Origin of the sequence: Cognatundibacterium oligocarboniphilum (assembly GCF_013377855.1) — a bacterium.
Lineage (GTDB): Bacteria > Pseudomonadota > Gammaproteobacteria > Burkholderiales > Burkholderiaceae_D > Undibacterium > Undibacterium oligocarboniphilum.
The window spans coordinates 497801-521645 of the sequence record NZ_JABXYJ010000001.1 but is presented as its reverse complement, the minus strand read 5'-3'; the positions used below and the strand labels follow the sequence as shown (position 1 = coordinate 521645).

The window sequence follows — 23845 nt, the reverse complement described above, 5'->3', positions numbered from 1 at the left end:
CGGGGCGTAGCGCAGCCTGGTAGCGTACTTGCATGGGGTGCAAGGGGTCGGAGGTTCGAATCCTCTCGCCCCGACCAATAAAATTACGAACTTACAAATAACGACAAAGGAAATAAATATTCTGATCGTTATTTTGTGCACTAACCCTGCACTAAAAAATCAAAGCCACGTATTACCGTGGCTTTTTTATCGCCTAATGTCTCAAGTTACTTAGATAAGCATTTAGTTCATGCTCAATCCAACGAGTCTGCTTTGTCGATAATTTAATTGGCTCATGAACGCCACCACTGATTCTCCTTATGCACCCCCAGCTGTTCTACGTTATCTCGATTGAACAAGACTCGCATCAAGATTTAGGCTGAATGAACCACGAGAAGTTTACATGGCTCGAAAGGAATGATATGCGAGCCATGGGTGGTTGAGTACCATGCAAACGGAATCTTTTGGAAAACCGCCATCTTCAACGAGAATATGTATTCCCTTTGCCTGCTAGCTGTATCTGTGTTACGATCCATCCGCTTTTAGCAGTTTGCTTATCTCTCTCTTAGCTGTAATTTGACTCGGTTTACAGTTGCCTCAACACTGTATTGCCACCCCATCTAGCCGCATTGACACGGATGGTGGTCACAACAATCTCTAGAATAAGCCCCTCATACGCACGGCCAATTTGCGCTGATTACGTGCCCCCACATTTCAGCAACTTGCATGAATTTGCTGGCGGCGAATTATCTCTGCATTAAACCTGCAGGCAGAAATCACATGACATCAATGACTCAACACGCCTTTACTTATGGCAAATATTTAATTACGCCGCTCACGCGACAACGTGAAAACGGAAGATTCACCTCCGTAGTCTCTATCCGATGCGGGCGGGGAAGTGAGACCCGCGACAAAATTTATACATTTATTCATCAATTCAAATCCCAGGAAACGGCGTTAATGTATGCCGCGTCCAAGGGGCGTGAATGGCTTGACCTTAAAAACCTGCCTACCTAAATCAATTCATCACAACCACAAAAGGAAAACCAATGGCAAAAGAAGAGCTTATCGAAATGGAAGGCAAAGTCGACGAGGTGCTCCCGGATTCTCGATTTCGTATTACGTTTGAAAATGGTCATACTTTGATCGCGTATACCAGTGGAAAGATGAGAAAACATTTTATTCGAATTCTGGCGGGTGATCGGGTGACGGTAGAGCTTTCACCCTATGATTTGACGAAAGGTCGCGTGAGCTTTCGGCATCTGGAGACGCGAACACCACGTTCAACTAATCAAATTCGACGATCGTAATGTAATTTGACTTTGAGCCAACACGGTAGGTGTACAACCAGTTCATGGAAACGATTCCTGACTGACTTTTCCTAAAGCGAACGGAACGCCCATTACCATCACTGAGCACCTCGGTGCTTTTGGTAGGTTTATATTTCTCGATTTTTGTTGTTGTTAATGCTGGCATATCAACCCTGGAAAATTCTTACCGTTTGCAGCCCAACGATGAGGCGTTTATTTGGTAAAAGCTTGGTAAGAAAAAATCAGTGGATTGCAGTTTACAGCATTGGACGTCATTAGACGTCAAATATACATAACTCGTTGAATTAAAACAGTAATTTTAATAACATTGAATTTTACTGGATGTTATTGGACATCAAATTAAGTGCATTGGGTGCAAGGGGTAGGAAGTTCGAATCTTCTCGCCCCGACCAATAAAATCAAGGACTTACAAATTTATATTTGTAAGTCCTTTTTGTTTTAAAGAGCATCAACCACCACAATGGTGCTTGCCTGCGTATCAGACCTTAGTCAGTCTGAATATCGGCGTTTGCATCGTTGTGTATAAAACCGGCGTCATCCAGAGCGAAAGCTTTGGCAGGCAAGGTACGCGGATTAACGGATGTTACACTCCACTGAGTTGTGCCTTTGGCATCGGTGATTAAAAGTGGCAAATGCCATTGCGTGCTCCAGCAGATGTTGCTGGTTACATTATCGCGATTCAATGCGTACCAACGGCAAGCTGACAATGATTTGTCATTATTAGGTGCCGTTTTCAGCGTTGTCAGTTGATATGCCCCGGTGGGCCGGGTAAGTGCGTGTGACATGCTGAACCAATCAGTGAAGTGGCCGATGCGATACAGATTGGTGCGATCAATGTCAGTGCGTATTTTTCGTGACAAATCAAGTACAACCATTCGCCACTCGGCCTGATTGGATGATTTGAAAATATGCGTCTCTAATTTGTCATCGGTCCGCCGTTTCAGGCGCTGATCGCGGTCGCGCCATACCTCTATCTGGTGCTGTTTGCCGTCGACAAAATAGGTGGCGCGATAATTCAACTGGCGGGTTTCGCCTTTGGCGTTGAAAGTCTTATCGAAATCCAGGTCGGCGGCCTGCGTATTGGCCGCCGCCATGATCCCGGCCAGAAGTAAAGCCCGGGTATTGATCATTTTAATTCCGTACTGGCTGGGCGTAATCGAAGTAACGATAGGTCTTGCCATCTACCGTCAGGTCTTTCACCATCAGATTGATCGAGTAGCTGCCATTGCTCAATGCTGTGTCGATAGTTGCGCCAGTCAGGTCACTTGGTACTTTAAACAGCAAGCCTGTTGCCGGTGCAGCTGGATTGACAACAGAAGCCTTAACCACGGCTGCGTTGCTGCTGGCCGGCTTGACGAGTGCTTCGTTCAGTACGCGACCGTCGGCTTGCGGCATGGACTGGCCCAGAATGTAGGCAACAGTTGGCGCCACGTCGACGTTACCAGATGGATTGTTGATCACAGTCGATGTTTTGAAGGCAGGGCCGGCGGCAATCAGCGTATTGTGTACGTCGATCGGACTGAAGCTGCCGTGCATACCACGGTTGCCGCCAGTGCTTTCAAATTCAATGCCTGGCAGACCGTTAACCAGTTGTTGCGCATCCCAGTTGAAACTGACCACAATATCTGGTTGTCCCTTACCGGAGCGGACTGCATTTTCCAGATTGATCATTGACATTGGCAGTGTGCCGGGGATCACGCCATAACGGCTATCTACGAAAATCGCACCGTATTCTTCGCGTGACTGCAGGAAGCGTACAACGGAAGCAATTGTGCCAGCATCGTGATCAGGTACATACAGATAGTCTGAACCACCGTTAGCCGCAATCACGATACCCTTGGCAGGCAGCGTCGCAGGAACCTTGAAACTGGCAACAGGCGTTGGCAAGCTAGAGCTGATTGCCTGGTACTTAGCATTGGCTGAACCGCACAGCGTGCCGCTGGCATCTATGCCGACTGGCTGAACGTTGCTGCCATCTGCTTTAATCCCGTACATGGCGGAAGTGCTGCAGCCATTACCGTCATACGCATTGAAACCGGCATAGGTCAGCAAATCTGCAGTACGCACGTCACCCGATACCGAGAAACCATTGATGGCATCACGATTGCCCAGTGTAGCATTGGTGACGCCGTTGCTCACCGAGGTGCTGGCTGTGATGGCGCGCAGCGGATAGATGCTGGTTGGTCCAGAAACATTGCTGTGCGCATGATCAGAAACCACGATGATGTTGGTGATGGTGTCCATATTATTGGCCTTCAGCGCTGCCTGTAATTCGCCCAGTCGCGCGTCCTGCGAAGCCAGTGCCTTACGGTAGTTTGCTGAGCCCGGTCCATAGGCATGCTCGGTATTGTCCGGAGTACGGAACCAGATCAGCGACAGGTCAGGCAATTTTTTCGGCAGGATGAAATCGGTGTAGACCTTCATCATGTATTTGTTGGCAGCATCTTCAGGATTACCTTGCGTGGTATCGGTCGCATCTCTTGCCATCAGGCCGTTTGGCAATGCGAATGTCAGCGCGCCTGCACGGGCTGTCGGATCTCCATTAGTCGCAGTGAGGGTGACTGTTCCGGATGGATAGGCGTAAGTTGTATTTTTTGGCAATGCGAAATTAGCAGCCTGAAGATCGGTGACCAGTGAAGCGGGCAATACCGCATTTTCGTCAAGGAAAATTCCACCACGCCCCAGATCCTGGATGAACGCGGCACCGGATTTACCAATTGTCGCGGTTTTCAGACCTGCATCCTGAGCAGTTTTGAACAGCGACTTAACCAGCAGTAATTGGCTGCCGTAATAGTCGTTCAGTGTGGTGAGTACTGCGTAGTCTTCGGTAAATACCGGGGCGACATAATCCTGATTATTACCTGATGCAGTCTTGCCGACTGGAATAGGTTGGGTAACACCTGCTTGTGGCGGAGTCCAGAATGTATTGCCATAAAACCCGCTGGTCTTAGGGAATGAACCGGTGGCGAACGACGAACCATTCATCATCGTGAAGGTCGGATAAGTCGAATGGTTGTCGATAAAATGTACGCCAGCCTGACGCAATGCATACAGGTTTGGTGTATCGGTCGGATTCACGGAGTCAGGACGTAAACCATCCCAGACCATAATGATGGTGCGCTGGACTGGTGCTGCAGCCGGCGTTGATGCAGGGTTGCTTGAGCTGCCACATGCGGACAAAACTGCCAGTGCGGCAGCCATGCTCAGAAATAGTGGAGAAATGCGCATATTCATATCTCTTTTCATTAAAGTTAGCGGAATTCACGTGCGCGCTCACTATAAAAATTGAAAATGACATCGGGATGACCCGGCCCTGAAAGAGTTGTATCAGTATGTATAAAAAATTCTGGGGAATGAGAGTTTTAAAACTGGCGGGCAGTTTTCATCGGGCTCATCAGAACTGAATTTAACAAAAAGACGTGATGAGCAAGGAATTGCTTAATATGGAATTGGCAATAGCATTCATGAGAAAACTTGACACAGAACATGAATTATCGTGAAGCAAGGATGATCTTCATAAAAGTAGTGTATCCGCCTCATCTACACGATGCAAATTAGTTGACCAAGCGAGTCAACTTCCGCTGTAAATCGATGTTCATGCCTGCATAATAAGACTTGCATCATGAAACATGATGGGGGCAAGCTGCGATAACTCCTGTTTAAAAAAAAGGAACAGCGGATGAATAATAATTTTTCACAATATTGGAAAAACAATAGAAGGCTACTTATTCCTTTATTTATTTCTCTGCTGATTGTCCATATCCTTCCACCTTTTAATCTTTTTGAGGATAGATCTTCCTCTTTGCTGCAAGTGCATTTACTGCTTGAGTTATTTGCGGTGATTGTCGCGATTCTGATTGCAATTGTTTCCTGGTATGAGCATGAAATGCATGCGCATCCGGATTCCGCTATTTTGCTGATTGGTTTCAGCACGGTGGCGGTTGTGGATCTGCTGCATGCATTGACCTATGATGGAATGCCGAAACTGGTCACGGAAAATTCGACTCAGCGCGCTATTTTTTTCTGGCTTGCCGGGCGGACACTAGTGTTGCTGACATTGGCACTGCTGGCTTTTCAGATAAAAATCAAAATCAGTAACTGGCTTGGATTGCTGTTCGCAGGCAGCTGCGCCAGTTTGATTTTTTGGTTTGGAACTTTTGAAATTAGTAATATGCCGGTTCTGTACATTAAAGGTACAGGCGTAACTGGGTTCAAGTCAGTCTACGAATACATTTTATTTGGATTGAATGTTCTGCTGGCAGGTGTTTTTATCCGGAAGGCAGACTGGCGAGATCCGGTAAAAAATAGTGCATTTGCAACCTCATGCCTCATTATGGCGTTAGGTGAAATTGTTTTTTCAAATTATATCGCGCCATCTGACTTTCTGAATAATTTCGGGCACCTCTTTAAAGTGCTGTCTTATTATGTTTTATACCAGAGCGTTTTTGTCTCCGCGATCAGGCAACCTTACCAAAAAATTCGTGAAAGTGAAGAAAGATTCCGGACATTAACAGAATTATCTGCCGACTGGTTTTGGGAGCAGGATGCGCAGCTTCGTTTCAGTCAGATTTCGAAGGGTGTTTCTCCGGCATTTTATCAATTCCTGATCAGGATCCGGCCATGGGAAATTGATGCGCTGATTCCAGTAAATTTTGAGTGGAGTGACTACCGCATGAGGTCGTCACGAAGAGAACCTTTTAAGGATCTGATTTGTAAAATTGAGAAAAGTAACCAGATCTACTGGATTTCTTCCAGCGCTAGTCCTGTCTATGACGAACAGAGAAAATTTGCGGGATACCGTGGTGTAACCAGTGATATCACCAAACGAAAAATGTCTGAGCTGCAAATTGAATTTCTGGCATATCATGATTCGCTCACAGCACTCCCAAACCGGATTATGCTGCAAGACCGATTTGAGCAGTTCAAATCATATGCAATCCAGAAAAAAGTGAAACTTGCCTTGTTGTTTCTGGATCTTGATCACTTTAAAAAAATTAATGATTCGTCCGGACACGACATTGGTGATGCAATGTTGAAGGATGTTGCCAAGCGTCTCGAAGAATGTGTACGCAAGATCGACAGTGTCGCCAGGATTGGCGGAGATGAATTTTTAATCCTGATTCCTGACCTGACTAAAACAGAAGACGTTGTTCAGGTAGTCGAGAAGATTATTGAAAATCTGCAGAAACCTTTTTACGTAAATCATCGGGAGCTGACCACATCCGCATCTGTCGGGATTTCAATTTTTCCTGATGATGCCGAGAATTTTGAAAGTCTCAGGAAAAACGCAGATATCGCGATGTATCGCGCTAAAGATTCAGGGCGAAATATATACCGTTTCTTTGATGATGGTATGAATGCAGACGCAACAAATTATATGGTATTACGCAATGGTTTAAGACACGCTATCGAACGGCAGGAGCTGGTGCTGCATTATCAACCTCAGCTTAATCTGTATACCGGAGAAATCATTGGCGTAGAAGCGCTGATAAGATGGAATCACCCGGAAATGGGAATTGTTTCCCCTGCAAAATTTATTCCTATTGCTGAAGAGAGTGGCCTGATTATTCCGATTGGAGATTGGGTGTTGAAAGAGGCCTGCAGGCAAGCCGTAGCTTGGAACATGGGAACTGCATCCCGAATTCAGATGGCGGTGAATTTGTCCGGAGTCCAATTCAGACGCGGTGACGTAGAGCAATCTGTATTCGCTGCACTGGACGAGAGCGGACTTGACCCTTCTTTGCTGGAGCTTGAACTGACTGAGTCCATCCTGATACAGAATGCAGAACATGCACTTGCTTGCGTTAAACGCCTGAAGTCACGGGGTATCAAGTTATCTATTGATGATTTTGGTACAGGGTATTCGAGCCTTTCGTACTTAAAGCGTTTTGATATCGATAAACTGAAGATCGATCAATCGTTTGTACGGGAGTTGAATACGAACGAAAATGACGCCACCATTGTGCGGGCGATTATACAAATGGCTCATGGCTTGAATCTGGTGACAATTGCAGAGGGAGTGGAGATAACTGAAATCTTGGAGACTTTGCGCTCTTTCGGTTGTGATCAGGTTCAGGGATACCTGTTATCAAAACCATTGCCTGCTGCTGGACTTGAAAAATTCATGTCGGCATATACTGCCAATCCTCAGGGGGAGTTGGTCTCTGCAGCTGAAGTAGATTGACTCATATCAATAATCACTGATGGATTTTCGATAATATATCGACATACTGCATACTTATTTTGACATCATGATGGCAATGACTCTTCCTGAATGGCTGAGCAATTTATGGACTCCCGCCAAAAATAAGACAGAGAAAATCACTTGCTATCATTGCGGTGAGAGATCCTTTCCCAAAAAAACGCTTTATGTGGTTTTTAACGGGACAGAGCAACCTGTCTGCTGCCATGGTTGCCTTGCAGTTTTAAAGACCATCGAAAAAAATCACTTAATTCCTGAATATCTCCAGACAAGAGCAGAGCGGGAAATGGAATAGATTGTGGATGCTCAGGGTACTAATCAAATTAATCACCACATGCCGAATCGTCACGACGAAAAAGACTTTTTAGAACATGAAAAACTGAATTTGTCCGGTATGCATTGTGCAGCTTGTGTGCAGCTGATTGAATTCCGTCTAAAGCAACTTGCTGGTGTACATAGTTTCAGGATCAATGCTGCAAGTCACAAAGCTGACGTATCCTGGGAATCAGGCAAGACCAATCTCAAAAATATTCTGGAAGCCATTACACAGCTTGGCTATGGAGCATTTCCCCTGGCTCAGTCGGATAGCGAACAGGAGCGGCAGGAAAAGAAGCTGGCGTTATGGCGTTTGTTTGTTGCTGGTTTTGCGATGATGCAGGTGATGATGTATGCCTTTCCGGCCTATCTTGTACCGGTACCGCAGATTGATGGTGATCTGACTCCCGATCTGGATAAATTGTTGAAAATCGCCAGCATGGTGATCGCCGTCCCGGTAATGGGATTTTCTGCCATTCCTTTTTTTCAGTCCGCCTGGCGGGATATCCGCAACCATCATGTTGGAATGGATGTTCCGGTTTCTCTGGGTATTTTGCTGACGTTTTTTGCCAGCGTCTGGGCCACATTCCATGGTGGTGCTGTTTATTATGACTCTGTAATCATGTTTGTTTTTCTCCTGCTGGGAGCGAGACTGATTGAGAACCGGGTACAAAAAAAAACTACGGCTGCCTTGCGCATACTGACCGAATTGAGTCAGGTAAAGGCACAGCGATTGCCAGATTATCCCGCTTCAATGCAGATCGAAGAGGTTGATGCAGGCCAGTTAGCTGCCAATGATGTATTGCTCATCACTCCCGGGCAGAATATTCCTGCAGATGGCATTGTTCTGGAAGGCAGCAGCGACTGTGATGAAGCGCTCATGACGGGAGAGTCGCAGCCCGTTGCAAAGACTGCGGGTGATGAACTGATTGCCGGGGCGATGAATGTCGGTGGCAGGTTGATCATGCGGGCAGACAAAACAGGAAATCAGACCCGCTTGTCATCATTGATTGAGATGATGGAAACCGCTGCGACTGAAAAACCACCGATCGTCTTGCTGGCCGACCGACACGCGAGCAGATTCCTGACCTTGATTTTACTGATCGCTCTTATTACAGGTTTAGTCTGGGCATATATCGAGCCTGCACGCGCACTCTGGATTGCGATCAGTGTGATTGTCGTCACTTGTCCTTGTGCGTTGTCGCTGGCAACCCCTGGTGTTATGTCTGCTGCTATTGGATTAATGGCAAAAAATGGCGTACTGATTAAACATGGCAAGGCAATTCAGACCTTATCTAAAGCGACGCATATTATTTTCGATAAAACAGGTACGCTGACTGTTGGCAAGTTACGTTTGTCAGACACTATCCATCTCAGCACACAGGACGAATTGCTGGCGGAGAAATTGGCTTTTCTGCTGGCATCGGGTTCTTCGCACCCAGTGGCGCGGGCAATTGCGGATGGCTTTGCAAAACATGCTGGCGCTGTATCGGACATGGAAGTCACCGGATTACGGGAAATCGCAGGCGGTGGCGTGGAAGCTTGTGTGAATGGACGCCTCTATCGTCTGGGAAGTCTGGCATTTGCCGAAGAAATGAACCATCTTTCCGTCACACTTGCGGAAAATTTAAGGAATAGAACTATTTCTGTTTTGGCAGAAGTCAGCAGTAATTTATTATTGTTTGCTCTGGAAGATGTTCTACGGAATGATGCCGTCGACGCCGTTCATCAGCTTCAGCAATCGGGAAAAAAGGTGATGCTGATGTCTGGCGACCGTCGGGAAGCTGTTGCAGAGGTAGCCGAGCGTTGTGGTATCAACGATGTATGGGCTGAGCGTAGCCCGGCCGAAAAATTTGCCCAGATCAGACAACTTCAGGAAGCGGGAGCCATTGTCGCAATGGTTGGCGATGGCATGAATGATGGTCCTGCGCTGGCACTCGCCGACGTGGCCGTGGCGATGGGGCAGGGTGCTCCCATTTCTCAGACACGCAGTGATTTGCTGTTAGTGTCCAATCGTTTGAGTGATCTGGTTTTTGCCTTCCGCATAGGCCGTCAGTCATTTCGCCTTATCCGTGAAAATCTGGCATGGGCGATTCTTTATAATGTGCTTGCAATTCCTGCTGCAGTGGCTGGCTGGCTGGAACCATGGCATGCAGCTTTAGGAATGTCGCTCAGTTCATTAATTGTGGTACTCAATGCGCTGCGTTTATATCTTTTACCCCAGCCGGAATATGCAATGGCTGCTGATCAGACCTGAATATGGACATCTTGTATTTGCTTGTACCTTTAAGTTTATTGCTTGTTTTTGCTATCGGGGCAGTATTCTGGTGGGCCATCAGCCACCGCCAGTTCGATGAACTCGATCAGGAAGGACAGCGTATCGTGGACGATATTGATAGCTGATGCCTGATTTTTATTGATGAAGCTCAGGTGTTTTTACGGATAAAATCTGCAGCCTGTTGTAAATTTTCTTCCGTCAGACGCGCCAGGTTAATACACGTAGCATGGGGAAATTGAATAAAATTCCTCCTGATAGATTTGTTATAACCAGGGTCATAGTGGAGTTGAAGTAAATCGGTGACCAGCTTTTCGATGGTGCCGGCATGTGCCCATTCTTTCCATTGCTGGATTTTTTCTTTGCCATGCAAATGCGTCAGATAGTCGAGTTGCTGATTGAGTTTCTCAGGTTGCTGAATAAAGTGTGGGTAATCTTCCATCAAAAACTGAACACGATATTCAATCGATGGTTCAAGTGAAATACAGGCAGCTTTCCTGATATTTGTCATGATGGATTCCGGAACGCGAAGATTACCCACCTTTTTACTTTCGGCTTCGACATAAACTTTTTTTGTTTTATCGAAGGTTCTGAGCTTTTCCCATAGCAGCGTTTCAAAATATTTTTGAGATGGCTGCTTTTGACTTGGAATATCTCCCAACACTGAACCTTTATGGCAAGCCAGTCCTTCCAGATCAAGTACCTGTTCTCCCATTTGTTCCAGACAATTCAGTAAACGGCTTTTTCCACTACCTGTTGGGCCGCATAAAACACGCCACTGAATACCGTCCACCAACTCTGTTAACTGTTGATTGACCAGATTCCGGTATGCTTTGTAACCACCGTCAAGCTGCGTTACTGGCCAGCCAATTTTCGCCAGTATGTGTGCCATGGAACCGCTGCGGTTGCCACCTCGCCAGCAATAAATCAGGGGGCGCCATTGACGCGGTTGCTGCGCTAGTGTCGTAGCAAGATGTTTACTGATATTCATTGCAACTAGGCCGGCACCGAGCCTTTTCGCTTCAAAGGAGCCTACCTGTTTATAAAGCGTTCCAACCCGAACCCGTTCCTCATCGTTCAAAACTGGGCAATTGATTGCACCGGGCAAATGATCTTCGGCGTATTCAGAGGGACTCCTGACATCTATGATGGTATCAAAATGCGCCAATTCGGAGATGACCTGGTCGATAGTGGAAATTGCAGGATATTTCATAACTTATTTCTTGAGTAAGGGGTGCAGCTGATCCCATATGTTTTGCAAAATAATTGGATGTGCTGCTGCAACAGGGTGAATTCTGTCAGATTGGAATAGTTGATTATTATTTGCAACACCTTCGAGCAAAAATGGCACCAGCCGGATTTTCTGTTCCTGCGCAAGCTTCTGATACATCGAGAAAAATTGTTGGGTATATGTTTTTCCGTAATTTGGCGGAACCTGCATTCCGGCAAGCAGCACTTTTGCGTTCTGATGTTTTGCGCTGACAATTATGGTGCGGAAATTGTCTTCAGAATTATTCAGCGGTAATCCTCTCAATGCATCATTTCCACCCAGTTCGATAATCACAATATCGGGATGATGCTGATTTAACAGATCCGGTAAGCGATTTTTACCACCAATCGATGTTTCACCGCTGATGCTGGCATTAATGACTCTGGCAGGTATTTTTTCTTCGGCCAGTTTTTTTTCTAGCAAGCTGACCCAACCTTGTCCTCGTGCAAGACCGTATTCGGCAGATAAACTATCTCCCAGCACCAGAATTGTTTTTGATGCAGAATAAGCGTCAGTGACCAGTAAGAATGAAAAAAGCAAAAACGACACTTTGAACAAGTTCAGAGTTATCCAGCGAACAGGCAAAAAAGAATTCATGGAACATCCTATGCAAGCAGCAATTACAGTGAGTGGCCTGACCAAGCAGGTTGAGGACGCATCGGGACATCTCACTATTTTGAATGGTATCGATTTTACAGTGCAGCCGGGAGAAACGCTTGCAATCGTTGGTGCATCGGGATCAGGTAAATCCACTTTACTGGGCATACTTGCAGGCCTGGATACGCCCAGCAAGGGGACTGTTCTGCTGGATGGTGTCGATATTTTTACCCTGAACGAAGATCAGCGTGCAAAATTTCGCAAGGATAAACTGGGTTTCGTTTTCCAGTCCTTTCAATTATTGGCGCATCTGAATGCTCTGGAAAATGTGATGCTTCCTTTGGAATTAAAAGGAGATAAATCCGCAAAAGAAAAGGCTGAACAAATGTTGACACATGTCGGCCTTTCTTCCAGGTTGCGTCATTACCCTAAATTTTTATCTGGCGGCGAGCAGCAACGAGTGGCATTGGCGCGTGCATTTGTCACTGAGCCGCCTTTACTGTTCGCTGATGAGCCGACCGGCAGTCTTGATGCCACAACGGGGGAGGCTATTATTCAACTGATGTTTGCACTGAACCGTGAACGCAATTCCACATTGGTTTTAGTCACGCATGATATGTCTATCGCTGAGCGTTGTGGCAGAATACTCACGATTACTGCAGGTCATTTATCCGAAAGTGATTCCGGTAGCAGAGGATAAGCGATACTCAGGCTGAATTAGAGGATAGAAGACTGGTCCAGCGTACAGGGGATTAGTTTACCGTCGTCATACAGCTCAAGCCAGCCACCTCTTGGATTTGCGGAGTCATAATCCCAATCCGGCAATACCAGTCTGCGGTAATTGTCCCCGATGTGTTCAGCTGGTCTGTGTGTGTGACCGTGGATCACCAAGTCTGCTCCGGCAGAGCGAACGAGCCGTGCTATCGCGTCCTGATTCACATCCATGATGTGCATACTTTTTTTCTGTTGCTCAGCCTGACTGCTTGCGCGCATTCCTTGTACCATAGATTTTCTTTGCTCCAATGGCAGCGCTAAAAAATTGTTCTGCCATTGAGCATGGCGAACCTGCTGACGGAAAACCATATAATCAGTGTCATCAGTACACTGGGCATCACCATGACATAAAACGATTTTATGTCCTGCTGCCTGTAGCAGATATGGTTCCTGGAGAATTTCTGCGCCAGTTACTTTTGCGAATTTATCTGAAATCAGAAAATCCCTGTTTCCTGCTATAAAATAAATGTCAGTACCGCTGTTTTTTAATTCTCGCAGTGTTTCAACAATGCGCTGATGATACGGATCGCCAATATCATCGTCGCCGATCCAATATTCGAACAGATCTCCAAGAATAAACAGCATTGATGCCTTGGGCGCATGTTGGCGGAGGAAATCCAAAAAAGCAGCAGTTGTTAGGGGCAGGGTGGGGTTGAGATGAATATCAGAAACAAATAACGCAACCGGCGCCGGTTGCGTTATGTCCAGGGAAGAATGCAGAGGTGTTGCCATCAAAAATAATCAGACAATTTCTGCTTTTTCGATGACGACATCTTCGACTGGCACATCCTGGAACATGCCGGAACGGGATGTTTTAACGCTTTTAATTTTATCGACAATTTCGGTACCTTCGCTTACACGGCCAAATACGCAATATCCCCAGCCGTCTTGTCCAGGATAGTCTAGGAAACTGTTGTTAGCAGTATTGATGAAGAACTGAGCGGTTGCCGAGTGTGGCGCACCTGTACGAGCCATTGCAATAGAGTAGCGCTCATTTTTCAGGCCGTTATTGGCTTCATTGTCAATCGGTGCCTGAGTCTCTTTTTGATTCATGCCAGGCTCAAAGCCGCCACCCTGAATCATAAATCCATCAATCACGCGATGGAAAATCGTGCCTGCATAATGCCCCGCTTCCACATATGCCAGAAAATTGGCGACAGTTTTGGGAGCTTTTTCTGCGTTCAGCTCGATTTTGATGGTACCTAAATTGGTGGTCAGGATAACAGCCATGATAGTCCTTGTTGAGTAGTAGATAATTAAAGATAATTTATTTTATTACAGTCGCGGATTGAATAATGATCGGCTTTTGTGGGACGTTTTGCATCATATAAGCATCGCCTGTTGGGACGGACTTGATTTGCTCTACAACTTCCATTCCTCTGATCACTTTGCCGAAAGGTGTGTACCCCGCAGTGACAATTAATGCTTTGTTTCGCGGCGCTTTGACCATATTGCCACGATAATTAAATTCAACAGGATCCCCTTCTGGCAATACCTGATGATTCAGAAAGTCATTATCTCTCACATTAATAAAAAACTGTGCCGTTGCTGAATTGGGGTCTTCTGTTCTTGCCATCGAAATCGTACCCAGATCGTTCTTCAGGCCTTTTTCCAATGCTTGCGCTGCCTCCAGAGGAATCGGTTTGCGGGTTGGCTTTTCTTTCATGTTTTTATCGTAACCACCACCCTGAATCATAAAATTATCAATGACCCGGTGAAAAATGGTTCCTTTATATTGGCCTGCTTTGACGTAGGATAAAAAATTTTCCACTGTTTTTGGTGCAGCATCCGGGTATAACTCAACAACAATTTCCCCTAAATTCGTTTTGATTGAAACCTTCGGTAAGCTCTGTGCCATCGACTGTCCGGGAAGCAGTGTGATTGTCAATGCCAGAATAAGTCCGCTTAAAAAAGCTTGCATAAATAAACCTTTCAGACGTTAATTTCGTAAATGATGCGCCATTTAGAGGCTTCTTTGATCCAGTATTGACGTTTTCTATTACTTGATTTTATTTTTCCGCTCAAAACTTCCTGGGTAAATGTGCTGACAATCATTTCATCGTTGCCAGGGTAACGGAAATGCGTGACATCGCGCAATCTGATGACGGGCATCGTGCCGCCATCTAATCCCGTTTTCTGCTTTATGAACCAAGAGTTCAGGGTATCGCCTTGTATGGTCTTAAAGTTACGTGAATAGTTTGCCAGAATCCGGTTCATATTCTGGCTTTCCAGATCCAGACGCCAGTCTTCCAGCAATTTATTCGCTAATTGTTTTTCTGTATTTACTTTTGCTGCACTAATGAATTCAATCTGTTCCGCGATGATGACTGGAGTTTTGCCAATGTCAACGGAAGCGGCGATTTTCAAAAAATCCGGATTGGTTAACACTACGCAACCATCCGAAGCCAGGGGGGGGCGGCTAAAACTGGCAGATGGCACGCCGTGCAGCCAGATACCAGAGCCGCCGCGGTCATTCACTTTATCCCAATCATTGGGATAGTTCAGAGGAAGCGCCCCGGGGCCATAAAAATCTGGCAATTTGCTTCCGGATAAGTGACTGGTAATGTAATAAACTCCTATCGGTGTTTTTTGGTCGCCTTCTTTTAATTTGTTTATACCGAATTTCCCGTGACTGATGTAATGATCGCTCAGTAATTTCAATTGCCCCGCATCATTCTTATACAAATATAAGCGGGATTTTTTGGTATCTATCAGAATGACTTGTTTTTGATCATCGCGAAGCTGGAGTACGGGACGCGGAATCAATCCAGGAACTGGTTTTTCTCTGAACGCATGAATTCTGGCTGCAGCTTCGTCACGCAACTCTTTTAATTTTTCACCTTGTGTCGCGCCGAGCCCTGCACCGAAACTGGTAACAGGGCGCGTATGCATTAATAGCAAGTCTCCTTTAATGAGCTGGGCTAACTGAAAGTTTGGATAAGCCTCGATTAGCTCATCAATTTTCGTCTGTGCTAATTGTAATTTGTTCTCAGAGAGATTTTGATAAACCTCAATCAGCAGCGAATCGGGATTCACAGATACAGCGCCAGATTCAGCAGGAATAATTCTGGATGAGCGCATCTTCGTCGCAGCATTGGCAACGGATATGATGAAAGGAAAAATAGTCAGGCACAAAAAAAGGAATAAAGCACCTGCCTGCCTCGAGTTCTTTCTGAGACCCGAAGTCATCATAAGCACGGCGAAAAACATCAGCTACCCGCGCGCTCCTGTTTGATGAGCCACTTTCCATCCTGTTTAATCATGAGGATAGTTTTGCGGCTATTCGCAGTTAACTGGTCGGAAGTATAAATCTGACGAAATTTCACGGTGGCACTATTTCCATCCAGGTTTACTTTCGGCGTTTCTATTTTTACGCTGATTCTGCCTTTGCCTTCAATCCGGTTTCGGCGTTCTTCTGCCCATGCTTTTCTGGATTCGCCTTTGGGTGTTTGGAAATCTTTTGCGTAATGAGCGAGATACGTATTGGTGTCTTTGTTGCTCCAGGCTTTTGCCCAGTTTTCGATTGCTTTGATTACCTCGTCATCTTCTTTATCCTGAGTTTGCTGGACCTTAGATTTAGAAGGGTTGGTTGTTTCAATTGATTTTGCGGTTTCCGGTTCAATCTTCTCTATTTTGCTGGTGGCAGCAGGTTTTGGCTGCGCAGAAAGCTGGGCGACTTGTGTTGCAGGAGAAGGATTGTTTTTTGGATTTGTTCCACCGGTAGTATTTCCAACCAGATTGCGAACCAATGTCAATTTCAGCTTGGCGTTAGTATTTCCTGAATCAAGCTGTAATGCTTTGTCGTACGCCTGGCTGGCTAATTTTGCGTATACGTCACCCAGATTTTCGTGCGCTGTCCCGTAAGTAGGATTGGTGCGGATTGCCATTTCCAATGACGCGCGTGCCTTATCATATTGTCCGGAAGACGCATACAACACCGCAAGGTTGTTATATGGTTCGGGCAACTCCGGATAATCGTCTGTCAGCTTCATAAAAATATTAATCGCTTCAGTCGTTTTGTTCTGCTCAGTCAGAATTAACCCTTTCAGAAAACGCATCTGAGCGTCTTTTGGACGAATTGCCAACGCAGCATCTACTTTTTGCAAAGCTTCAGAAGTTTGGCCGGATCGCAGTAATTTTCCAATGTCCGCAGCATCGTCAGCATATGCAGCCATTGATAAAAAAGCAAAAGAGAGGCTGGAAATGATAATAATTTTTTTAAAAGTCTGGCGCATGGTGTTCGAGCTTAGAATTATCTGAGGTTGACTGAACAGGAAGGCAGCAATGGTATACTAAAACTGGTACGGCATCATCTTATCAAAGATGTGTTCATTTTGGTTTCGTTATCCGAGATAACATATCTGCTTTCAGTAGTTTTATCAGACAGAAAATATCCGTAATTGGCGACATATACCGATGAGTGTTGTTTCGACAGGTAATTAAAAATAATCAGTCGTGCTTTTCTTGACTGTGAATAAAAATTCTGCTTTGGATTCTGGGAAAAATAATACTAAAACTGGACAGAGTGACTGGTTTTGATATTTAATCTGCCCCGTTCTGATATTTTTCCGGAAATTTGCACACGTAGTCGGAATTTTTATCTGGTGATGTCTTGCTTTGCATTCTTGTCATACGTATCGCGCCGCCATGGCGGCAGCAAATACTCTGCATTGGCAATGGCGAGGCAGGAATATTTTAAACTCGTGTGGACTTAAGGAGGCACGATGACTAAAACGACATTTTTGAGCTTTGAGCAACCAATTGCCGAGCTTGAATCCAAAATTGAAGAATTACGCTTTGTCCAGGATGATTCAGCGGTTGATATTTCAGAAGAAATAGACCGACTCTCCAAAAAGAGTCAGATGCTGACAAAAGATATTTACACAAAGCTGACTCCCTGGCAGGTTTCACAAATATCGCGACACCCACAGCGACCGTATACACTGGATTATATTAACCAGATTTTTACTGATTTCCATGAGTTGCATGGTGATCGTAGTTTTGCTGATGACTTGTCTATTGTGGGCGGTCTGGCTCGGTTTAATGGGCAATCCTGCATGGTGATTGGTCATCAGAAAGGACGCGACACCAAAGAACGTGCTATGCGTAATTTCGGTATGCCAAAACCGGAAGGCTATCGTAAAGCGATGCGTCTGATGAAGCTGGCTGAGAAATTTGATATTCCGGTATTTACCTTCATCGATACAACTGGTGCATGGCCAGGTATTGATGCTGAAGAACGAGGACAGTCCGAAGCAATCGGTCATAATCTCTATGTCATGGCAGAGCTGAAGGTACCTTTGATTGCTACAATTATCGGTGAAGGCGGCTCTGGCGGAGCGCTGGCATTGGCTGTCGGAGATGCTGTTCTGATGTTACAATATGCAACGTATTCCGTGATTTCGCCGGAAGGTTGCGCATCCATTCTTTGGAAGACTTCGGATCGCGCTGCTGATGCAGCAGAGGCTCTGGGATTGACTGCGCACCGCCTCAAGGCAATGGGGCTGATCGATAAAATTATCAATGAGCCTTTAGGGGGGGCACATCGTGATCCGAAACAGATGTGCGCACTGGTTAAGCGCGCATTGGCAGATACCCTTCGCCAATTTCAAGGTGTTAAGACCAGGGATCTGCTCAGTGCCCGTCATGAGAAACTCATGAGCTATGGTAAATTCAAGGAAACCAAGATTGCCGAATGAAATCGGATCCTTATCGCAGTCATTTGTTCCAGCGTTTTACCAAAGAACTGGACCTTTATTTTGATCAATTGAAAGTCCAGTCCCTTCAGCAGGGCATAGCGATCGCTTATAGCGGTGGTCTTGATTCAACAGCATTGCTGCTTCTAAGTAAGGCTTATTGCCAGCAACGCCATATTCCCCTACATGCAATTCATATCCATCATGGTTTGAGTCCCAATGCAGATGCTTGGCTGACACATTGTCAGTCAATGTGCAATGACTATGGGATTCATTTCCATTCCAGGAAAGTTAATCCGGAAAATATTGCCACCACTGGTCTCGAAGCAAGTGCAAGAGAGGCGCGCTATCGGGCGTTGGGAGATGTTTGCGATTCACTCCAGATACGCCATGTAATGACTGCGCATCATCAGGATGATCAGGCAGAAACTTTGCTGATGCAGCTGCTCAGGGGATCCGGTGTGGCTGGAATGTCGGGCATGGACTGCTTTAATTTCGCCCCATCTTTGCTGGGGACACCGGACTTGATGCTGATGAGACCACTGCTTGCCGAAATAAGGGAAAGCCTTGAAGAGTGGGTCCGAGCAACCGGTGTTTCCTACATAAGTGATGAGTCAAATTCGGATACGCGTTTTTTGCGTAACGCACTGAGACATCAGGTGATGCCTGTTTTAGAGAAAATTTCCCCTGGCTTCCCCAAACGAATTGCAAGAACAGCTTTGCACATGCGTTCAGCGCGAAAGTTAATTGATGATTTGGCAGAGAAAGATTTTCAATGTTGCTATACTGAAAATGTTTTGCTTGTTCCAAAACTTGAATCCTTGAGTGTTGAGAGAGCAAATAACGTATTCCGGTTCTGGTTGGCGCGATTGGATTCAAAAATGCCGACAACATCTCGGTTGAATGAAATTCGCAAGCAATTGTTTGAAGCACGTTGTGATGCAAAAATTACTGTATATCACGACAATCTCGCATTTCACCGTTATCAGGACAGGATTTATATTGTTGCCTCGATCTCCCGGGCGGAAAAAGAGGAAATCCCTCAGTTTCATTTTCGATGGTCAGGGGAGTCTTCACTGGATTTTGATCAATTCGGCGGTACTCTTTTTTTCAACAAGACAGATTATGGGCTGGAGCCTGACTGGCTCAGCCAACAAATGCTGACATTGCATTTGCGACGTGGTGGCGAAAAACTGAAGCTGGCTGAAAATCGTCCAACCCGCGACATTAAAAATCATTACCAGTCAATGAAAATTCCATTTTGGATCAGGGAAAAGTTACCCTTCGTTTCTTTTGGGGGAGGGCTGTTATTTGCTGCTAACGTTGGAATGCAGTCGAGTTACTGTCATTTTTCTGAAGGTAACCAGATTCAATTAGAATGGGTCGAATACAAAACGACCGAAAGAACAATGAGCAATGGATAAAATATTAAGACAGATCGTACTTGATACTGAAACAACAGGTTTGAGTCCCAGAGATGGAAATCGTATTATTGAAATTGGGTGTGTTGAGCTAATCAATCGAAAGCTAACTGGAAATAATTTCCACCAATACATTAATCCTGAGCGTGATTCTGAGGAGGGAGCGTTGGCTGTTCATGGGCTGACGACAGAGTTTCTGCGTGATAAGCCTAAATTCAGTGAGATTGCGATCGAATTTCTGGCATATGTCAAAGGTGCTGAGGTCATTATCCACAATGCCCCTTTTGATCTTTCATTTCTGAATGCAGAATTGAATTTACTAGGGCTAGGCAGTTTTTCTGATCACATTGACACTGTTACGGATACCTTGGTTCAGGCGAAAGAACTTCATCCTGGGAAGCGTAATTCCCTTGATGCTTTATGTGATCGTTACGATGTTTCTAATTCTCATCGCAAATTACACGGAGCGTTGCTGGATGCGGAATTACTGGCAGATGTATTTCTGGCGATGTCGCGAGGGCAGAATAGTTTTGAAATTGAGTTGCCGGAAGACGAGCCTAAAATTGTTGAAGAAACTGTAATCATTGATGTTGATTTGTCGGACATTATTGTTCAATCAGCTACTGCTGAAGAGATCCTTGAGCATAATACGGCATTAAACGGACTTGATAAACAATTAAAAGAAAGTTGCATTTGGAGAAGTAAGCAAATATCTCCGGTTTAATCAGATCCAGTCAATTTACCCCCTTCGTAAATAGCGATACGCAAGTTTACACAATTTTCTTCTTGGTAATTTTTATGAACTTGTGCGTTGTCGCTTTTCCACACCAAAGCTAAAAAACTTAAATTCCAAAATAAAAAATTAAAGTTTTTTGAGACTTTGCCGTTACGAAATGTAGGAAAAATATTTTTAAAAATATTTTCCGAAAACCCTAAAGTTCTGAATTTTCGTGCCGTTAATAGTTACGAAGTAGATAAAAATCAATAGGATTTTTTACCTAACCTATTGATTTTAAGTGGTTTTTAAATTTGAAGCGCAAGTCTTTAAATTATTTAAGTCGCAAGTTGTTTCTTTTGCGATTTTCAATACTTATTGTCTCGTAAGATTTTGTCTTACGAGGCGCTTAGTATTTTTCTGAATTAAAATCCCTCGTCCCGCCTATATCGACCAATTTTGTGCTCACTCACAATCTGTCTCATCGGCAACAAACGTTGCTTGGGAAATAGACTGGAGGGTACAAACATGACACAAAATGACATGATGGCTGAAATCCGCGATGCTAATTTGAGCTATCTGATGCTGGCTCAACAAATGATTCGTGCGGATAAAGCAACCGCTATTTTCCGACTTGGGATCGGTAAAGAAATTGCCGATCTGATCGAGGGGCTGAATAATTCGCAAATTCTTAAACTGGCAGGATCAAATATGATGCTGGCCCGGTTTCGTTTCGAGGATAGCTCAATTCTGTGTATGTTAACCAACTACAATAAAGAACGTGCACTCGCTCATTCTCATGCTGCCATTTTAATGGCCGGTCAGCCTGTTGAAGAAATCCATTAATTAAACGTTTAATGATTGAGTGACAGGAGTTAAATATGGCTGGCAAAAGTGTTGTTAATGAAGCAAATGAAATTCAATTGGCGATTGAGCTGGTCAATCTCGGAGCCAGATTGCAACTGCTTGAGTCTGAAACATCCCTGTCTCGCGAACGATTACTGAAGATCTACAAAGAATTAAAAGGAGTCTCGCCGCCAAAAGGAATGTTGCCATTTTCAGCGGACTGGTTCACCACTTGGCAACCCAATATTCATTCTTCTTTATTTATGAATATTTATAAATATCTGAATGATCACGCTGGAATATCTGGAATTGACGCGATAATTAAAGCTTATCGTCTTTATCTTGAGCAGGTAGGCTGCTCGCAACCTGATGAGGCTGTCTTATCTTTGACGCGCGCATGGACTTTAGTGCGGTTTTTTGAAGGCAAAATGCTAACTTTTGCAAAATGTTCTGAGTGTGGTGGGCATTTTGTTGCGCATTCACTCGATTTGAATAATCATTATCAATGTGGTCTTTGTCATATGCCGTCCAGGGCGGGGAAGACCAAAAAAATTAAAGAAATTGCTACTGAATTAGAAATGGTGGCTTGATATGTAGCGGAGGTTTGTTTGAGTTTGTTGTTTGTTGATGATCGTAACGAAAAAGAAGCTCGATTTCCAGATGTTGCCTGTTTCGTTGTTCTTAAAGCCATGATTATACAGATCATGGCTTTTTTATTTACGTTCTTTCTGCTCTTTCTTTTAAAGCATCAATTTACTCAGATATTCATCACGTACCCGATTTTTTTTCTTCCATCATTATCAGCTTTATGGCTTTCTATTCGATTTAAACTCGAATGGTGGTGGCATGTATTGAATTTTGCTTTTCCGGCTGCGTTGATCTTTGCACTTTATATGGATTTCCCACCCCTTCTTAGCTTAGGTATTTTCTTTGCTCTGTTTTTAGTTTTTGGGACTACTTTGATGACAAGAGTTCCATTTTTCCCTTCCAGTAAATTTTTGCCATACGAAATTGTGAATATCGTTTCAGATGAGAGAGATATTTGTTTTCTTGATGTCGGGAGTGGATTTGGTGGGTTGAATTTTCAACTGAGTATCTTAAGAGAAGGGTGGAGATTTTATGGCGTTGAGATTGCCATTTTACCTTGGCTGTATAGTGTCATTAAATCAAAATTTTACCTAAATAGAAATTTTGTATTTCATTTTGGGAGATATGAAAATTTAAATTTTGAAAAATTTAATGTTGTTTTTGCCTATTTGTCTCCGATTGTGATGCCCCAAATTTGGAAAAAGGTGCAAGATGAGATGCAACCGGGGAGCATATTTATGAGCTACGAATTTGCGGTAGACGGGTTTGCTCCGGACGTTAAAATAAAGTTTAAAAATGACGATCGTATTTTGCATGTCTGGTATTTGTAAATATGTTGTGGCTTCAGATATTTTTTAAAAGAAATATATATCAGTCTCTCGATTTACATCAATTTGTAATGAATCCTATGAAATGGGCTGATATGATTGGCGTAAGATATTCAAATATGATTTTCCAATCAAGGAGTGTAATTCCGTGTTAGTCATCGTCGGCTATATCGTAGTACTTGGCTCAGTATTTGGTGGCTTTATCATGTCGGGCGGTCACTTGGCTGTTCTGATTCAGCCATTGGAATTGCTGATGATCGGTGGTGCTGCCATTGGTGCCTCATTGGTTGGGAATAACGCCAAAAGTTTAAAGGCCACGCTCAAAGCAATTCCTGCTGTCTTTAAGGGCTCTAAGTACAACAAAGCCCTGTATATGGAATTGATGACGATGTTGTTTGATGTGCTGACGAAAGTCAGAAAAGAAGGTTTAATGTCTATTGAGGGTGATATTGAAAAGCCTGAAGAAAGCCCTTTGTTCAGTAAATACCCTGCCATCGTTCATGATCACCATTTGATGGAGTTTCTTTGTGATTATTTGCGTCTGATGGTATCTGGCAATATGGACGCATTTCAAATCGAAAATCTGATGGATAACGAACTCGACACTCATCACCATGAAGGTGCTGTTCCTTCGCACTTTATTGCAAAGCTAGGCGATGGTTTGCCTGCGTTTGGTATTGTTGCCGCAGTGATGGGAGTCGTTCATACGATGGAGTCAGTTGGCATCCCACCTGCGGAGTTGGGGATATTGATTGCACATGCGCTGGTGGGGACCTTCCTTGGTATTTTGCTGGCTTACGGTTTTGTTGGTCCCTTGGCCGGTTTACTTGAACAGCAACTGGACGAGTCCTCAAAAACTTTTCAATGCATCAAAGTGACCTTGCTGGCTAGCCTCAATGGTTATGCGCCTGCGTTAGCCGTAGAGTTTGGACGCAAGGTTTTGTACTCTACGGAGCGCCCGGCTTTTGCTGAACTGGAAGAACATATTAAACAATCAAAATCTAAATAA

General features: G+C 44.6%; 23 protein-coding genes and 1 tRNA gene. 15 read left to right on the top strand and 9 right to left on the bottom strand.

Features of this window, described 5'->3' with window-relative positions:
* The 3 genes from HV832_RS02475 to infA all read left to right on the top strand — a co-directional run bounded on the left by HV832_RS02475 (position 1) and on the right by infA (position 1289).
* Positions 1–77, top strand: a tRNA-Pro gene (locus HV832_RS02475).
* A gap of 628 nt (positions 78–705) precedes the next feature.
* Positions 706–996 (top strand): hypothetical protein, encoded by a 291-nt coding sequence (locus HV832_RS02470; protein ID WP_223827114.1) that lies wholly within the window; start codon positions 706–708, stop codon positions 994–996.
* A gap of 32 nt (positions 997–1028) precedes the next feature.
* Positions 1029–1289, top strand: a complete 261-nt coding sequence (gene infA / locus HV832_RS02465; RefSeq protein WP_176801943.1) for a translation initiation factor IF-1 — start codon at positions 1029–1031, stop codon at positions 1287–1289.
* 506 nt (positions 1290–1795) lie between these two features.
* Here infA and HV832_RS02460 read toward each other — a convergent pair.
* Together HV832_RS02460 and HV832_RS02455 are read right to left on the bottom strand one after the other, a co-directional pair.
* Positions 1796–2440 carry a hypothetical protein gene (locus tag HV832_RS02460; RefSeq protein ID WP_176801942.1) on the bottom strand — a complete coding sequence of 215 codons (645 nt, stop codon included), beginning with the start codon at positions 2438–2440 and terminating at the stop codon, positions 1796–1798.
* Between the two features lies 1 nt (position 2441).
* Complete coding sequence (locus HV832_RS02455; RefSeq protein ID WP_223827113.1) at positions 2442–4544, bottom strand: alkaline phosphatase family protein; 2103 nt, start codon at positions 4542–4544, stop codon at positions 2442–2444.
* A 445-nt stretch (positions 4545–4989) separates the two neighbouring features.
* On the opposite strand from HV832_RS02455, the gene HV832_RS02450 reads away from it, so the two are divergent.
* From HV832_RS02450 to ccoS, 4 genes are all read left to right on the top strand, one after another.
* Entirely contained in the window at positions 4990–7494 is a 2505-nt protein-coding gene (locus HV832_RS02450; protein ID WP_176801940.1) for a bifunctional diguanylate cyclase/phosphodiesterase, read from the top strand.
* A gap of 67 nt (positions 7495–7561) precedes the next feature.
* The gene (locus HV832_RS02445; protein ID WP_176801939.1) at positions 7562–7807 is read left to right on the top strand and encodes a heavy metal translocating P-type ATPase metal-binding domain-containing protein; all 246 of its coding nucleotides are present in this window, start codon (positions 7562–7564) and stop codon (positions 7805–7807) included.
* A 39-nt stretch (positions 7808–7846) separates the two neighbouring features.
* A complete protein-coding gene (locus HV832_RS02440; RefSeq protein WP_176801938.1) occupies positions 7847–10084 on the top strand; it encodes a heavy metal translocating P-type ATPase in 2238 nt (745 codons plus the stop codon).
* A 2-nt stretch (positions 10085–10086) separates the two neighbouring features.
* The gene (ccoS, locus tag HV832_RS02435) at positions 10087–10230 is read left to right on the top strand and encodes a cbb3-type cytochrome oxidase assembly protein CcoS (RefSeq protein ID WP_176801937.1); all 144 of its coding nucleotides are present in this window, start codon (positions 10087–10089) and stop codon (positions 10228–10230) included.
* A 23-nt stretch (positions 10231–10253) separates the two neighbouring features.
* Here the strand turns inward: ccoS and mnmH are convergent, their stop codons facing one another.
* The gene (gene mnmH, locus HV832_RS02430; RefSeq protein WP_176801936.1) at positions 10254–11315 is read right to left on the bottom strand and encodes a tRNA 2-selenouridine(34) synthase MnmH; all 1062 of its coding nucleotides are present in this window, start codon (positions 11313–11315) and stop codon (positions 10254–10256) included.
* Between the two features lie 3 nt (positions 11316–11318).
* A complete protein-coding gene (locus tag HV832_RS02425; RefSeq protein ID WP_223827112.1) occupies positions 11319–11912 on the bottom strand; it encodes an arylesterase in 594 nt (197 codons plus the stop codon).
* 67 nt (positions 11913–11979) lie between these two features.
* On the opposite strand from HV832_RS02425, the gene HV832_RS02420 reads away from it, so the two are divergent.
* Entirely contained in the window at positions 11980–12669 is a 690-nt protein-coding gene (locus HV832_RS02420; protein WP_176802101.1) for an ABC transporter ATP-binding protein, read from the top strand.
* 17 nt (positions 12670–12686) lie between these two features.
* On the opposite strand, the gene HV832_RS02415 is transcribed toward HV832_RS02420, so the two are convergent.
* From HV832_RS02415 to HV832_RS02395, 5 genes are read right to left on the bottom strand one after another with little or no spacing between them, the layout of a single operon-like run.
* Positions 12687–13475: a UDP-2,3-diacylglucosamine diphosphatase gene (locus tag HV832_RS02415; RefSeq protein WP_176801934.1), complete on the bottom strand. Its 789-nt coding sequence runs from the start codon at positions 13473–13475 to the stop codon at positions 12687–12689.
* Between the two features lie 9 nt (positions 13476–13484).
* Positions 13485–13973, bottom strand: coding sequence for a peptidylprolyl isomerase (locus HV832_RS02410; RefSeq protein WP_176801933.1), 489 nt, complete (start codon positions 13971–13973; stop codon positions 13485–13487).
* Between the two features lie 37 nt (positions 13974–14010).
* Positions 14011–14664 carry a peptidylprolyl isomerase gene (locus HV832_RS02405; protein ID WP_176801932.1) on the bottom strand — a complete coding sequence of 218 codons (654 nt, stop codon included), beginning with the start codon at positions 14662–14664 and terminating at the stop codon, positions 14011–14013.
* A gap of 11 nt (positions 14665–14675) precedes the next feature.
* Positions 14676–15953, bottom strand: coding sequence for a L,D-transpeptidase family protein (locus HV832_RS02400; protein WP_223827111.1), 1278 nt, complete (start codon positions 15951–15953; stop codon positions 14676–14678).
* Positions 15953–16978 carry a nuclear transport factor 2 family protein gene (locus HV832_RS02395; protein ID WP_176801931.1) on the bottom strand — a complete coding sequence of 342 codons (1026 nt, stop codon included), beginning with the start codon at positions 16976–16978 and terminating at the stop codon, positions 15953–15955. Before HV832_RS02395 ends, HV832_RS02400 begins: the two co-directional genes overlap by 1 nt.
* Positions 16979–17467: 489 nt before the next feature.
* Between HV832_RS02395 and HV832_RS02390 the strand changes: the two genes are divergently transcribed.
* The 7 genes from HV832_RS02390 (at position 17468) to motA (ending at position 23845) form a co-directional block, all read left to right on the top strand.
* A complete protein-coding gene (locus HV832_RS02390; RefSeq protein ID WP_176801930.1) occupies positions 17468–18442 on the top strand; it encodes an acetyl-CoA carboxylase carboxyltransferase subunit alpha in 975 nt (324 codons plus the stop codon).
* Positions 18439–19863, top strand: a complete 1425-nt coding sequence (tilS, locus tag HV832_RS02385; protein WP_176801929.1) for a tRNA lysidine(34) synthetase TilS — start codon at positions 18439–18441, stop codon at positions 19861–19863. Before HV832_RS02390 ends, tilS begins: the two co-directional genes overlap by 4 nt.
* Complete coding sequence (gene dnaQ / locus HV832_RS02380) at positions 19856–20584, top strand: DNA polymerase III subunit epsilon (RefSeq protein ID WP_176801928.1); 729 nt, start codon at positions 19856–19858, stop codon at positions 20582–20584. Before tilS ends, dnaQ begins: the two co-directional genes overlap by 8 nt.
* Positions 20585–21103: 519 nt before the next feature.
* Entirely contained in the window at positions 21104–21421 is a 318-nt protein-coding gene (gene flhD / locus HV832_RS02375; protein ID WP_176801927.1) for a flagellar transcriptional regulator FlhD, read from the top strand.
* A 35-nt stretch (positions 21422–21456) separates the two neighbouring features.
* Positions 21457–22011 (top strand): flagellar transcriptional regulator FlhC, encoded by a 555-nt coding sequence (gene flhC / locus HV832_RS02370; RefSeq protein ID WP_176801926.1) that lies wholly within the window; start codon positions 21457–21459, stop codon positions 22009–22011.
* Between the two features lie 18 nt (positions 22012–22029).
* Positions 22030–22839: a hypothetical protein gene (locus HV832_RS02365; protein WP_176801925.1), complete on the top strand. Its 810-nt coding sequence runs from the start codon at positions 22030–22032 to the stop codon at positions 22837–22839.
* A gap of 145 nt (positions 22840–22984) precedes the next feature.
* Complete coding sequence (gene motA / locus HV832_RS02360; protein ID WP_176801924.1) at positions 22985–23845, top strand: flagellar motor stator protein MotA; 861 nt, start codon at positions 22985–22987, stop codon at positions 23843–23845.